Origin of the sequence: Micromonospora sp. NBC_00421, from assembly GCF_036017915.1 — a bacterium.
GTDB lineage: Bacteria > Actinomycetota > Actinomycetes > Mycobacteriales > Micromonosporaceae > Micromonospora.
In genome coordinates, this window is the sequence record NZ_CP107929.1 from 2,449,758 (window position 1) to 2,462,235 (window position 12,478).

The window sequence follows — 12,478 nt, forward strand, 5'->3', positions numbered from 1 at the left end:
CGGCAGGCGGGACCGGTCGCGCGGGTCTGGGCGAGAGCGGTCAGCGGTCCGGGAGCCGCCGCAGCCAGACGCGCTGCCAGGGGGTCTCCACGGCCTTCGGGTGGTAGCGGTCGCGGACCCAGCCCACCGCCTGCCGGGCCGGCAGCCCGTCGAGGATCGCCAGGGCGGCGAGGGCGGTGCCGGTCCGGCCGATCCCGCCCCGGCAGGCCACCTCCACCCGACCACCGTCGTGCGCGCGGCGCAGTGCCTCGCGGAGCGCGTCCAGGGCGTCCGCGCGGTCGAGGGGCAGCCAGAAGTCGGGCCACCGGATCTGCCGGTAGGGCCAGGCCGGGGCCGGGCCGGGTGCCAGGATCAGGGCGAAGTCGGCGGGCGACACCACGTCGGCCACCCGTCGCCCGCGCACGGTCGCACCGCTGGGCAGGGTGACCACGCCGGTCGAACTGGACCAGTCCACACCCTGAATTCTGCCCGGTACGGACACAGCGCGCCGCCCCCGACCCTGGTGGGTCGGGGGCGGCGCGTGTCGATGTGCGGGTCGCCTCTCGGCGCGTGGCGCGACGCGGCTCCAGCCGAACGGAACTCCGCGACGGCATTTCAGGTGAGGCCCGGGGACACCGAACACACCGACACCCTGCACAACGCGGGGCCCCTCGCGCTCCTTCCCCGCCCTGCAGTGACCCCCGTCACTCTCCTCTGTCCGCCTGGCCCGCCGGCATCGGGTTGGCCGAGACAGCCGCCCGCGCCGGCTACGACCACGGGGCTGTGGATGAGGATCACCGAGGCGACGCGGGCCTGTGTGGAGAGTTGTGGTGCCGGGGGCAGGCCGGGGGCAGCAACAACTCTCCACGATCCCTTGCCGCTCCCGCCGGCCTGCCGGTCAGCCGGCGCGGCGACCTGCCGATCTGCCGGCGGTCGGTGCACATACCGTTGGCCGGCACCCCGGGCGGGGTGCCGGCCAACGGCGTCATGTGCGGGTGGGTCAGCTGTTCCAGTGCTCGGCGACGAGGTCGGCGGCCTGCTGCTCCCACTGGGCGTAGTGGTCGGGGTAGGCCGAGACCTGGACGGTCTGGGCGGCCTTGGTCAGCGGCATGTCCTGCCAGCCGTCGACCTGCTTGAGGCCCTTGAGGAACGCGGTGGTGGCGTACTCGGGGTCGGTGATCTGCTCGACCGTGCCCCAGCCGGACGACGGGCGCTGCTGGAACAGGCCCTGCGAGTCGTGGTCGTTGCGGTCGCCCAGGTGGCCCAGGTTCTCCAGCTTGGACTCCTGGAGGGCGGTGGCGATGGAGATGACCGCGGCCCGCTCGTCCAGGCCCGACTTCTTGGTCGCGGCGATGATCGCCCTGACGTTGGCGGTCTGCTCGTCGTCCAGGTCGATGCGGGACTGGTCGCCCTGCACACCGTGCGGGATCAGCCTGCCCTTGTCCACCGCCGGCTTGTCGGCCTGGACGGTCACGGCGACCGGGCGGGTGTCGGTGGTGGCGTGGGCGTGGGTGGCGGGGCCGGCGAGGATGCCGCCGGTGAAGGCGAGGCCGGCGATACCGAGAGCGGTCTTGCGCAGGATGGTGGTGTTCATGGGGGTAGCTCCTTCGGAGGGTTGACGCCCTGGCCGACCAGGGGGTCGGGTGCCCGTCGGGGGACGGCTCGCAGGGCGTGGGCACCACGTCGGGCGCTCATGCGGGGAAAGAAACTCAGGGGTCTCCGGCGGGGCTTGCCGCTGGCGGGACTCGCCGCTGGGCGGGGGTGCCACTCGGGCCGGGGTCAGGTGTAACGACCGGCGTCCCGGGGCCATTCCCCGGAGGTGCAGACCGCGTCCCGGGCGCGCGAGCGGGGGCTCGCGGCACCGGACGCCGGGGCACCGGACCAGGTGTAACGACTGACGGGGGCAGAACGGACGCGGCGGACGATCGACGCGCGCCCACCGACACCGCACCCACCCATCGGGTGCCGAAGGCGTCACGGGGTGATCCGGGACTCGACCTTCGCCGCGCAGGCGGTCACCACCGACCGGGCGTCCAGGCCCAGACTCTCGATGGCGACCAAGGCGGTGAAGACCACGTCGGCCAGCTCGGCCGCCACCTCTTCGTGACTGTGCGTCACGCCCTTGCGGGGGTTCTGGCCCAGCACACCGATCCACGCACCGGCCGCCTCGCCGGCCTCCTCGGTGAGCTTCAGGATTCGGCAGGTAAGCTCGCCCTGGTCGGTGCCGTTGGCGGCGTCCAGCCAGGCGCGGGCGGACCGGGCAGCGCTCCAGATCAACTCGTCCACTCCTCCAGTGAACCGGACAGGGGTGACGATCCGTATCCGGGGGCGGTCGGTGGCGCACACCAACGACGGTGTGGCGCCGAGGCCGCACCGCGACGGGAAGGGACGTGACCGCAATGGCGGAGGCCGCCGAGTCGGTGTTCACCCGCGTGGTCGGTCGGAACCCGGGTGAGCCGGAGTTCCACCAGGCGGTACGGGAGGTGCTGGAGAGCATCGGCCCGGCCCTCGCCCGCCACCCCGAGTACGGGCACGCCCACATCCTCGAACGGATCTGCGAGCCGGAACGGCAGATCATCTTCCGGGTGCCCTGGGAGGACGACCACGGGCGGGTCCGGGTCAACCGGGGTTTCCGGGTGGAGTTCAACAGCGCGCTCGGCCCGTTCAAGGGCGGCCTGCGCTTCCACCCGTCGGTCTATCTGGGGATCGTCAAGTTCCTCGGTTTCGAGCAGATCTTCAAGAACGCGCTGACCGGGCTGCCGATCGGCGGTGGCAAGGGTGGCGCGGACTTCGACCCGAAGGGCCGCTCGGACCGCGAGGTGATGCGGTTCTGCCAGAGTTTCATGACCGAGTTGTACCGGCACATCGGCGAACAGACCGACGTGCCGGCCGGCGACATCGGCGTCGGCAGCCGGGAGATCGGCTACCTGTTCGGCCAGTACAAACGAATCACCAACCGGTACGAGTCGGGCGTGCTGACCGGCAAGGGCCTGTCGTACGGGGGTGCACAGGCGCGCACCGAGGCGACCGGGTACGGGGCGGTGTTCTTCGCCGAGGAGATGCTGAAGCAGGCCGGGGCCACCCTGGACGGCAAGCGGGTGGTGGTCTCCGGTTCCGGCAACGTGGCGACGTACGCGATCGAGAAGGTGCACCAGCTCGGTGGCACGGTGGTGGCCTGCTCCGACTCCGCCGGGTACGTGCTCGACGAGAAGGGCATCAACCTGGAGCTGCTTCGGGAGCTGAAGGAGACCCGCCGGGCCCGCCTCGACGACTACGTGCGGCACGTGCCGCACGCGGTGGCGGTCAGCGACCGTACCGTCTGGGAGGTGCCCTGTGACCTGGCCCTGCCGTGTGCGACGCAGAACGAGATCGGCGGCGCGGAGGCCGCGGCGCTGGTCGCCGGCGGCTGTGTCGCGGTGGTCGAGGGGGCGAACATGCCGACCACCCCGGAGGCGGTCCGCATCCTCGGCAGGGCCGGGGTGAAGTTCGCGCCGGGCAAGGCGGCCAACGCCGGTGGGGTGGCGGTGAGCGCGTTGGAGATGCAGCAGAACGCCAGCCGGGACTCGTGGACGTTCGCCCATTCGGAGCAGCGGCTGCGGGAGACGATGCGGGACATCCACGCCCGCTGCTGGTCCACCGCCGAGGAGTACGGCCTACCGGGCGACTACGTGGCGGGGGCGAACATCAACGGCTTCCGCCGGGTGGCCGAGGCGATGCTGGCGCACGGGTTGGTGTGACCGACCGGACCACTGCGGCCCGCCGACGGCGGGCACCCACCGGCCTGGGCGCACGGCAGGTGCCCGCCGGACCGATGGTCCGACGGGCACCTGTGCGTACCGGTGTGATCCGGATCAGCGGGTCATGCCGAACCGGTGGCGACGCCGCCAGCCGAAGGCGGTGAGCATCAGCACCACACCGGCGCCGACCAGCCCGCCGCCGACCTTCAGCGGCGTGCCCAGGTTGTCACCGGTCACCGGCAGGTGCGGGTGCGGCTTCTTCTTCGGCAGCACTGTGATCGTCGTGCTGGCCGTACGGCCCGAGGTGCGCCCGGTCGCGGTGAAGGTGAGCCGCCCGATGTCGCTCGGCCGGTAGCTCACGGTGAAGTTACCGTTCGCGTCGGTCTGCGCCGTGAAGTGCCGCGGCGCGGGCTGCGGCTGCGAATAGTCGACCTTCACCATGGCGACGGTGGTGCCGTCGCTGCGCCGGGCCGGCGCCTGCCCCGGAACGGCCGCGGCGAGGGGCGCCACGGTGACGTCGATGTCGACGATCTCGTTCGGTCCGAAGCCGGTGCCGGTGAGGACCACCGTCTCGCCGATGACGATCGTCGTCGGGTTGGCCGTCAGCGACGGCGTGGTGGGTGGATAGTCCGGTGGCGGCTGCGGGGTGCTGGTGGTGGCGGGTGGCTGCGGCTGAGCAGCCCCCGCGGCGGTCGGCACGGCCACGATGGCCAGACCGACCGTCAGCGCCGTGAGAATGCGGGATAGCCGCATGATGGTCTCCTCCTACTGTTTGCAGCTAGGTGCGGGAACTACTTGGGTGGTCCATGGGGTGGCGGTCGGTGTGTGCCAGAGTTCGGGGGTGCCGGTGGTGTTCCTGCCGGTCAGCAGGTCCACGTCGAGGGTTCGGGTGGCACCGGGGGCGACGTCGACGGTGGCGATGACGACCTGCCGACGACGCTCGACCCCGCTGCCCAGCGGGGTCGGTTTCCCGTCCAGCCGGGCACCGAGCACCGTCCCGCCGGCCGGGCTGTAGATGGAGATCAGGGTCCGGGCGGTGTACGGATCGCCCGCCTTGCCGAGGCCGAGCACCGACTTGGTGAGACCCGAGTCGGGGGCCGAGGAGTGCAGGGTGAACCGCAGCCGGAGCTGCCGCCGCCCCTCGTCGGCGCAGTCGCCGACGGTGAGGGCCGCCGTCGGCCGCAGGTAGTAGCCGAGCTTGGCGCCGCTGCCGTCGTTGAGGAAGACCCCGACGGTCGGTGCGGACTCCTGTTCAGGGAGCGCACCGGCGAGCCGGGTGTCGGCGAACGTCCGCTGTTCCGTGGATCGGGCACTCCAGAACAGTATCCGCCTTTCCGTGATGGAGCGGTCTAAAGCCGACAAAAGCACTCTTGGGTTGACCTTCTTCGTGAGGAAGGCGTCGAAGACGGCGGACGCGGACGCGGCGAAGAAGGCGTCCTGCCCGTTGTCGTCCCGCCCCTGGTAGGCGTCGCTGAGCAGGGTGCGCACCACCTGGCTGCTGACCAGGGTGGCGTCGCCCGGCACCGGCACCGGCCCGGTGGCCTGGAGCAGATAGGACAGCATCACCGGGTCGACCGTCAGGACCCCGTCGACGGTCACGCCGCTGTGCCGTCGGTACATCTCCCGGTAGAGCTTCGCCGCGGTCGGGAAGTTCGGCGTGAGGTTGACGTCGGCCGGATAGATGCCCGGCAGGTCGGTGTAGATCCGGCGCACCTCGTCGTCCACCCGCAGCGCCGGGGTGAAGCGGCCGAACTGGGCGCTGGTGCCCTGCTCGCGCATCCGGATCCGCCCGTCGTCGGCGTGGATCACCGCGTACGCGCCGAACATGCCACCGGTGGCGCGCAGTTCGGCGAGGTTCTGCGACAGCAGCAGGTAACTGCGCGGCCCGTCCGCCCCGAGCAGGGCGGGCAGCACCCGGGCGCCCCGGTCGGCCGCCCCGGTCAGTCCGGCCAGCCGGTCGATCTCCGTACGCAGCTCCGCCAACGCCGTGCCGAGCTGACTGACCAGGTCGTCGGCGGGCACCGCGTCGAGGCCGGCCCGGGACCTGCGGACGGCGGCGTCCGCCGCGGTCAGGTCCGCCGAGGCGGCCCGCAACCGGGCCAGGTCCAGCCGCCCCTCGGTCGGCACCAGCGTGGTCAGGTCGGTGCGCAGCAACGCCGGGAACGCCTGTCGGGCCAGGTCGTCGATGGCCACCGCGATGGTGCGTACGGCCGCCACGTCGTCGCCGGCGTACGGGGCGTGGCGGGCGAGCCCCCAACCGGGATCACTGGTGGCGGTCCGGGCCGCACCGGCCTGTTCCTGCAACGCCGCCAGCGTGCGCTGGGCACGGTCGAGGTCACCGCCGAGCACCTGGGTGCTCAGCTCCCGGGCGAGCCCGGCCGCGTTGACCAGGTGGGCATGCGCCTGCCAACCGCGGAACCCCACCCAGCCGACCGCGCCGAACAGCACCGCACCGACGACCAACCCGATCAACAGGGCCCGCCGGATTCGCCGCCGGGTCCGCCGCCGCAGTCTTCGTCGGCCGCTGCGCGATCCACCGCTCTCCGCCACGCCGTACTCCGCTCTCGCCTCGGGCGATATGACCATTAGTGGGTTTTGTAGCATGATTGACGGCACTCTGATCTCATTATGGCCTTTTAAGGAGTCAGTGCGCGGGCACCCACTCGTCAGCGGCCAGCCGCGATCTCCCCCAGCAGCGCCTCGATCCGGTCCACCCCGGCCCGCAGCGACATCTCCCGCAGGTACGTCTCCCGTCCTCGCCGACCCATCTCGGCCCGTGCCGGCGGCGGGATCGTGGTGGCCAGCCAGAACCGGTCGGCCAGCGCGGCCCAGTCCTCGGGCGGACAGGAGAGCCCGGCCCGGGCCCGCTCCACCAGGGCCGCGGTGTCGCCGCCGGCGGAGGCCACCATCGGGGCGGCGCAGGCCAGCGCGGACTGCACCTTGCTCGGCACCGTCCCGTGCAGCTCGGGAAGGTCGCGCAGGGTCACCAGCTGGTAGTCGGCGGCGGCGTACAGCTCGGGCATGTCCAGCGGCGACCGCCGCGCGAGGAAGCGGACGTTGTCGGCACCCAGCTCGGTGGCGAGCCCCCGGACCCGCCGTTCCTGCGCCCCGGAGCCGACCAGCACCAGATCCATCCGGTCGTCGAGCGCCGCCGCCGCCCGTACCGCGGTCTCCAGGCCCTGGCGTACGCCGATCGTGCCGGCGTGCATGACCACGCAGCGGGCGTCCCGGCGCACCAGCGCCCAGGCTTCCCGGCCAGGGCGCACCGGTTGGAAGATCCGCTCGTCGGTCCAGTTGAGCACCGTGCGCACCCGCGCCTCGGCCACCCCGCCGGCGACCACCAGGTCCCGCATGGACGGGGCGGTCACCGCCACCGCGTCGGCCTCGCGCAGCACCCGTCGCATGGTGCTGGCGATCCGGCCGGGCCGGTCCGGCGCGGCCTCCCCCGGAGCGACCTCCCCGGTCCAGAGATCCTGCACGTGCAGGACGGTGGGCACCCGGCCGAGCAGCCGCAGCAACCCGGCGGTGGCGAAGGTGGTCGCGGGGAACTGGAAGACGTACAGCACGTCGACGTCGGCCAGGTAGCGCCGGCCCGCCAGCGCGGCACTGCCGGCGAAGGAGAGATAGCCGGCCATCCGGGCGGCGGGCGAGGCGTCCCCGCCGGCATAGCGGGGCACCCGGCGCACCGTCAACCGCTCGCTGTGGGTCAGGTGCCGCCAACGCTGCCGCCAGCCCGGATAGACCTGGCCACCGGGATAGTCCGGAAAGCCGGTCAGCACCCGCACCTCGTGTCCGCGCCGGGCCAGCTCCTCGGCGAGGCTGCCGGGGATGAACGCCGGTTCCGGCGGGAAGTGGTACGACAGGATCCCGACCTTCATCGTCGCGCTCCCCCGCCCGACGTCGTCCCCACCAATGCCGGGCGGGAACCGCGCCGCATCCTGCGCGTACCGCCGACGCCGGGTCGTCCGCCGGCCGGCCCGCGCACGCGATCGTCGGCCCGCGCCGGGGGGCGGCGGCGAACCGCCGCCCCCGACGCGGAGGATCCGCGTGCTGCCGTCGCCGGCCCGCCCGAGGGCGGCACGGCCGGACCCGGAGCTGCGCTCATAGTGGCAGCCGGGTGAGTTCCTGCGTACGGTCGCCGACGGGGGGCAGCCCCTGGTCGCCGCGCTGGGCGGCGGTGGCGCGGTCGGCCGGGACCGACGGCCCCGCAGTGGTGGCGATCCGGTACGCCTCGTACTGGTAGGCGTCCGCGCGGGCCACCTTGGCCATGTTGAGCACGCAACCGAGCAGCCGCACCGACACGGAGTGCAGCGAGCGGGCCGCCGCGGCGGCCTGGGCGCGTGAGGTGCGCCCCTGCTGGGTGACCAGCAACGCGCCGTCGGCCTGCACGGCGACCACCACGCCGTCGGTGACGGCCAGCAGTGGCGCGGTGTCGATCACCACGATGTCGGCGGACTCGCGGAGTGCGAGCAGCAGGTCCGCCATCGCCTTCGAGCCCAGCAGTTCGCTGGGGTTCGGCGGGGTCGACCCGCTGGGCAGCACCAGCAGCGACTTGTCGCCCCAGCGCTGCACCACGTCGCCGACCTGGACGTCGCCGACGAGCACGTCGGTGAGGCCCACGCCGCCGTCGACCCCGAGGTAGTCGGCGATCTTCGGGCGACGCAGGTCGGCGTCGACCAGCAACACCCGCCAACCCGCCTCGGCCAGCGCGATAGCCAGGTTGCAGGACAGGGTCGTCTTCCCCTCCCCCTGCAACGCGCTGGTCACCGCGATCACCCGGGCGGGCTCGTGCACGTCCACGAAACGCAGGTTGGTCCGCAACTTCCGGACCGCCTCCGCGCGGGCAGAGGTCGCCGCCTCTCCGACGATCAACGGCGCCGCCTTGGCACCCGGATCGAAGGGGATGTCGCCGAGCAGCGGGCTACCGGTGGCCCGTTGCAGGCCGGCGGCGTCGCGCAGCCGCACGTCGACCATGCCCCGCAGCACGGCGAGCGCCACGCCGAGCAGGAGTCCGACCAGGACCCCGAGGGCGAGATTGCGATTGGGCTGCGGGGAGACCGGGCTGGCACTGACCCGGGGGCCACCGACCACCTCGATCCGGGTGGGCCCGGCCTTGCCGTCCGAGGTGGTCTCGATCTTCTTGACCAGCTCGACGAACTTCGCCGACAGGGCCTCGGTGACCTTCATGGCCCGGGCCTGGTCGGTGTCGGTGACGGTGGCGCGGAGCAGCACGGTGCCCGGTTCGGTCGAGGTGGCGACCAGCCGCTGGACGTCGTCGGCGGTCAGGCCGAGGGAGGTCTCAGCGACCATGGCCTGCGCCAGGCGGTCACTGCGCAGCAGGTCGGCGTAGGACTTCACGCGCTGCTGGAGGAAGAGTTCGCCTTGGTAGGCGTTGCTGACGCCCTGGTTGGGGGCGGTGACGAAGAAGGTCACCGAGGCCACGTAGCGGGGTGCCGTACGGACCGTGACCAACGCCGCCGAGCCGACCGTGAGCATCAGCGTGACCAGGACGATCCACCAGTGTCGGCGGACCAGGCGCAGGCAGGTGCGGACGTCCATCACACCCTCCGTTCCGGCGGAACGACCAGCTGGTGAAAAAGCACGAAATCTCCCTAGGTTCCTATAAGCGCATGAGAGTATCTAAACCCACCAAGTAGCCCGTTAGGCAGTAAAAACAACGTATACGATGCAAACCTCTCCACAGTGCCGAATCCTCGCAATAACGAAACAAAACGCAGAGGACGCCAATGAACCACGTAGACCCCCTGCCCGACGACGACCCCATCCAGCGGCGCGATTGGGTCACCCGACGCGCGAAGGCCCTCTCCTTGCTAACGCTCGACACCGCTTCCTGGTGCGCGGGCTTCCTGATCGCCTCCTGGGCCCGCTACGAGTTCGGCATCACGCCCCGGCAGTGCGCGCTCACCCTCGGGGCTGCCGGCGTGTGCGCGGTCATCCACGCGGCGTTCGAACAGGTACGGTTCACCGCCCGTGGCCGGCATCCGGTCGGCAGCGTCGGCGAGGCCCGCGACCTGGGTGGGACGGTGGTGCTGGCCGCCGCCGTGGCGCTGGCCGCGCTGCTACCGATGACCGAACGACCGATCCCGGCCAGCGTGCCGGTCCTCGGTGCCGCCGTCGCGCTGCTGATGATGGGGGCCGGCCGGGTCACCTACCGGTGGCGACGCGACCGGGACGCCCGACCGGCCCGCTCGGCCGACCGGACCCTCATCTACGGGGTCGACGCGGCCAGCGAACGCCTGGCCCGGGTGCTGCTCGGCGACCCGACCAGCGGGTACCTGCCGGTGGGACTGCTCGACGACGACCCCGACAAACAGGGGCTGCGGATGGCCGGGCTCCGCGTGCTCGGCGGCCGGAAACAGTTGGTCCAGGCGGTCCGGGACACCCGGGCCGGCACGGTGATCTTCTCGATCAACGGCTCGGACGCGGCGTTGATGCGCGACGTCCGCAGTCGCACCCTGCAGGCCGGCGCCGCGTTCAAGGTCCTACCGCCCGTACGGGAACTGCTGGACCGCCCGGTCACCGCCGACGCCGTACGCGACCTGCAACTCACCGACCTGCTCGGCCGGGCCCAACGGGTGGCCGAACTGACCGTGGAGCGCAACGGACTGGCCGGACGCCGGGTCCTGGTCACCGGGGCCGGTGGCTCGATCGGCTCGGAGCTGTGCCGGCAGATCGCCCGCTGTGACCCCGGTGAGCTGATGATGCTGGACCGGGACGAGTCCGCGCTGCACGCGCTGCAGATGTCCCTGCACGGCCGGGCGCTGCTGGACGGGCCGGAGCTGATCCTCGCCGACATCCGCGACGGTGACGGCATCGCCCGGGTGATCGCCGACCGACGGCCCGACATCGTCTTCCACGCCGCCGCCCTCAAGCACCTCACACTGCTGCAACGGCATCCGGGCGAGGCGGTCAAGACCAACGTCCAGGGCACCCTGAACGTGCTGGAGGCATGCCGCGACGTCGCCGAGTTCGTGAACATCTCCACCGACAAGGCGGCCAACCCGATCAGCGTGCTCGGCTACTCGAAGCGGATCACCGAGCGGCTGATGGCGCACTACGCCGACCGGTACGGCGCGGCGTTCCTCAGCGTCCGCTTCGGTAACGTGCTCAGCAGCCGCGGTTCGGTGCTCACCGCCTTCCAGGCCCAGGTCCGGGCCGGACTCCCGATCACCGTGACCCACCCGGACGTGACCCGGTACTTCATGACCGTGCAGGAGGCGGTGCACCTGGTGCTCCAGGCCGCCGTGCTGGGCCGGGGCGGCGAGGCGTTGGTGCTGGACATGGGCGAGCCGGTCCGCATCGCCGAGGTGGCCCAGCGGTTGGCCGCCGAGGCGTCCCCATCACCCGAGATCGTCTACACCGGTCTGCGCCCCGGGGAGAAGTTGCACGAGGACCTGTTCGGCGTCGACGAGATCGACAGCCGTCCGCTGCACCCGCTCATCTCCCACGTACGGGTGCCCGCGCTGGCCCCCGCGGAGCTGGCCGGACTCGACCCGTACGGCGACCCGGACGAGTTGATCAAGCGGTTGGCGGCGTGCTGCGACGACGACCTCGCCCGGCTCGGCGACTCCGCCCGGCTCTCGTCCCTGCCCTCACCCCGCTGAGCCCACCGTCCGCCTGAGCCCACCGTTCGTCTGAGCCCACCGTTCGTCTGAGCCCACCGTTCGTCTGAGCCCACCGTCCGTCTGAGCCCACCGTCCGCCCGGTGCCGTCCCGCAGGTGGGGCCACCGGGCGGACGGTGGTGGTCGGTCAGCGACGTCGGTGCGCCGGGCGGTCCCGCTCGTCCGGCTCGGTCTCCTCCAGCGCCTCGGCGACCGGCTCGGTCAGGTCGTCGCCCGGCACCGCGACCACCTCGGCCAGGTCCTGTTCGTCGGGGCGACCGCCCGCCGGGGGCTGCGGGGCGGTGGCCCCGCCCGCGAAGGCGTACTCGTTCGGCTCGTCGTGCCGGCTCATAGGGGAATCCTTCCCGTCACATCCGGTTCGTGCCCTGCTGACCCCCGGTCGGGGTGTGATCGGCTTACCCACCCCCGGGGGTCGGTAGTCAGCGACGGGTCGGTGGTCGGTGGTGGCGGGGATGACGGCGGGCCCAGGCCGGCCCAGAGCAGCCGGCGCAGCGCGATGATCGCCGCCGCCGTCGCCAGCGCCGGCCAGCTCCGCCCGCCCAGCAGCCGGAGCAGACCGGCGGCGACCAGCAGTTCGAGCAGCACCCGCAGGGCGGTCCGCCAGGACCGGACGGTCAGCAGCACCACACCACCGACACCGAGGGCGAGCGCGCTCACCACTGTGGCGAGGAAGACCGCGACGCCGCTCATCCGGGCGGCCCGCCGTGCCCGCCCCCGGTCGGCGGGCCCGGGGGTGCTCGACCACCGGCGTCCGCGTCGGCGCGCACCTGCCGCTGCTCCTGGGCGATCTCCCGGCGGAGGACGATGTTCAGCGCGGTCCGGATGGTGGCGATCGCGGCCAACTGACCGAGCTGGGCGAAGCTCGGCGACACCGCGGTACGCAGGATGTCCGCCGCCAACTGGAACTCCAGGCCGAGGGTGAGGAACCGGCCGAGGGAGAGTCGGATCGGGGTGAACACGGCGGCGCTGCGGTGTCGCAGCCCCTCGACCACGAACCGCAGCGCCGCCCAGAGCGCACCGACGACGATGACCGTCGCGCCGAGGGTCTCCACCACCCCCACCACGACCATGTCGCCGTGGCGCAGCAACTCGTCCGCCCTCACCGGGAGGCGTTACCC

The 12,478-nt window shown here is 72.4% G+C and carries 12 protein-coding genes; 2 read left to right on the top strand and 10 right to left on the bottom strand.

Translation table 11 applies throughout. The features are described 5' to 3' along the window. Nucleotides 1-40: 40 nt before the first annotated feature. From OHQ87_RS10605 to OHQ87_RS10615, 3 genes are all read right to left on the bottom strand, one after another. Nucleotides 41-454 carry a protein-tyrosine phosphatase family protein gene (locus tag OHQ87_RS10605; RefSeq protein WP_328347367.1) on the bottom strand — a complete coding sequence of 138 codons (414 nt, stop codon included), beginning with the start codon at nt 452-454 and terminating at the stop codon, nt 41-43. A 525-nt stretch (nt 455-979) separates the two neighbouring features. Next, nucleotides 980-1,573, bottom strand: a complete 594-nt coding sequence (locus tag OHQ87_RS10610; RefSeq protein ID WP_328347369.1) for a hypothetical protein — start codon at nt 1,571-1,573, stop codon at nt 980-982. A 380-nt stretch (nt 1,574-1,953) separates the two neighbouring features. After that, complete coding sequence (locus OHQ87_RS10615; protein WP_328347371.1) at nt 1,954-2,265, bottom strand: MazG-like family protein; 312 nt, start codon at nt 2,263-2,265, stop codon at nt 1,954-1,956. Nucleotides 2,266-2,378: 113 nt separating this feature from the next. On the opposite strand from OHQ87_RS10615, the gene gdhA reads away from it, so the two are divergent. Then, nucleotides 2,379-3,716 (top strand): NADP-specific glutamate dehydrogenase, encoded by a 1,338-nt coding sequence (gdhA, locus tag OHQ87_RS10620; protein WP_328348800.1) that lies wholly within the window; start codon nt 2,379-2,381, stop codon nt 3,714-3,716. Nucleotides 3,717-3,830: 114 nt separating this feature from the next. Here the strand turns inward: gdhA and OHQ87_RS10625 are convergent, their stop codons facing one another. From OHQ87_RS10625 to OHQ87_RS10640, 4 genes are all read right to left on the bottom strand, one after another. Then, nucleotides 3,831-4,469, bottom strand: a complete 639-nt coding sequence (locus tag OHQ87_RS10625; protein WP_328347373.1) for a hypothetical protein — start codon at nt 4,467-4,469, stop codon at nt 3,831-3,833. A 12-nt stretch (nt 4,470-4,481) separates the two neighbouring features. Then, nucleotides 4,482-6,266: a DUF4012 domain-containing protein gene (locus OHQ87_RS10630; RefSeq protein WP_328347375.1), complete on the bottom strand. Its 1,785-nt coding sequence runs from the start codon at nt 6,264-6,266 to the stop codon at nt 4,482-4,484. A 116-nt stretch (nt 6,267-6,382) separates the two neighbouring features. Beyond that, nucleotides 6,383-7,594, bottom strand: a complete 1,212-nt coding sequence (locus tag OHQ87_RS10635) for a glycosyltransferase family 4 protein (RefSeq protein WP_328347377.1) — start codon at nt 7,592-7,594, stop codon at nt 6,383-6,385. Nucleotides 7,595-7,817: 223 nt separating this feature from the next. Then, complete coding sequence (locus OHQ87_RS10640) at nt 7,818-9,275, bottom strand: polysaccharide biosynthesis tyrosine autokinase (protein ID WP_328347379.1); 1,458 nt, start codon at nt 9,273-9,275, stop codon at nt 7,818-7,820. 188 nt (nt 9,276-9,463) lie between these two features. Here OHQ87_RS10640 and OHQ87_RS10645 point away from each other — a divergent pair, with 188 nt between their 5' ends. Next, nucleotides 9,464-11,341, top strand: a complete 1,878-nt coding sequence (locus OHQ87_RS10645) for a polysaccharide biosynthesis protein (protein ID WP_442930743.1) — start codon at nt 9,464-9,466, stop codon at nt 11,339-11,341. Nucleotides 11,342-11,487: 146 nt separating this feature from the next. Here OHQ87_RS10645 and OHQ87_RS10650 read toward each other — a convergent pair whose 3' ends face one another. From OHQ87_RS10650 to OHQ87_RS10660, 3 genes are read right to left on the bottom strand one after another with little or no spacing between them, the layout of a single operon-like run. Next, nucleotides 11,488-11,691, bottom strand: a complete 204-nt coding sequence (locus OHQ87_RS10650) for a hypothetical protein (RefSeq protein ID WP_328347381.1) — start codon at nt 11,689-11,691, stop codon at nt 11,488-11,490. After that, nucleotides 11,688-12,050 carry a hypothetical protein gene (locus OHQ87_RS10655; RefSeq protein WP_328347382.1) on the bottom strand — a complete coding sequence of 121 codons (363 nt, stop codon included), beginning with the start codon at nt 12,048-12,050 and terminating at the stop codon, nt 11,688-11,690. Before OHQ87_RS10655 ends, OHQ87_RS10650 begins: the two co-directional genes overlap by 4 nt. Continuing rightward, nucleotides 12,047-12,430 (bottom strand): DUF1622 domain-containing protein, encoded by a 384-nt coding sequence (locus OHQ87_RS10660; protein WP_442930814.1) that lies wholly within the window; start codon nt 12,428-12,430, stop codon nt 12,047-12,049. Before OHQ87_RS10660 ends, OHQ87_RS10655 begins: the two co-directional genes overlap by 4 nt. Nucleotides 12,431-12,478 lie beyond the last annotated feature (48 nt).

Excerpts from the sequence above, each read along its gene's own strand:
- OHQ87_RS10610 (WP_328347369.1), bottom strand. The coding sequence starts at position 1,573 with ATGAACACCACCATCCTGCGCAAGACCGCTCTCGGTATCGCCGGCCTC.
- gdhA (WP_328348800.1), top strand. The coding sequence starts at position 2,379 with ATGGCGGAGGCCGCCGAGTCGGTGTTCACCCGCGTGGTCGGTCGGAAC.
- OHQ87_RS10625 (WP_328347373.1), bottom strand. The coding sequence starts at position 4,469 with ATGCGGCTATCCCGCATTCTCACGGCGCTGACGGTCGGTCTGGCCATC.
- OHQ87_RS10635 (WP_328347377.1), bottom strand. The coding sequence starts at position 7,594 with ATGAAGGTCGGGATCCTGTCGTACCACTTCCCGCCGGAACCGGCGTTC.
- OHQ87_RS10640 (WP_328347379.1), bottom strand. The coding sequence starts at position 9,275 with ATGGACGTCCGCACCTGCCTGCGCCTGGTCCGCCGACACTGGTGGATC.
- OHQ87_RS10645 (WP_442930743.1), top strand. The coding sequence starts at position 9,464 with ATGAACCACGTAGACCCCCTGCCCGACGACGACCCCATCCAGCGGCGC.
- OHQ87_RS10650 (WP_328347381.1), bottom strand. The coding sequence starts at position 11,691 with ATGAGCCGGCACGACGAGCCGAACGAGTACGCCTTCGCGGGCGGGGCC.
- OHQ87_RS10655 (WP_328347382.1), bottom strand. The coding sequence starts at position 12,050 with ATGAGCGGCGTCGCGGTCTTCCTCGCCACAGTGGTGAGCGCGCTCGCC.
- OHQ87_RS10660 (WP_442930814.1), bottom strand. The coding sequence starts at position 12,430 with ATGGTCGTGGTGGGGGTGGTGGAGACCCTCGGCGCGACGGTCATCGTC.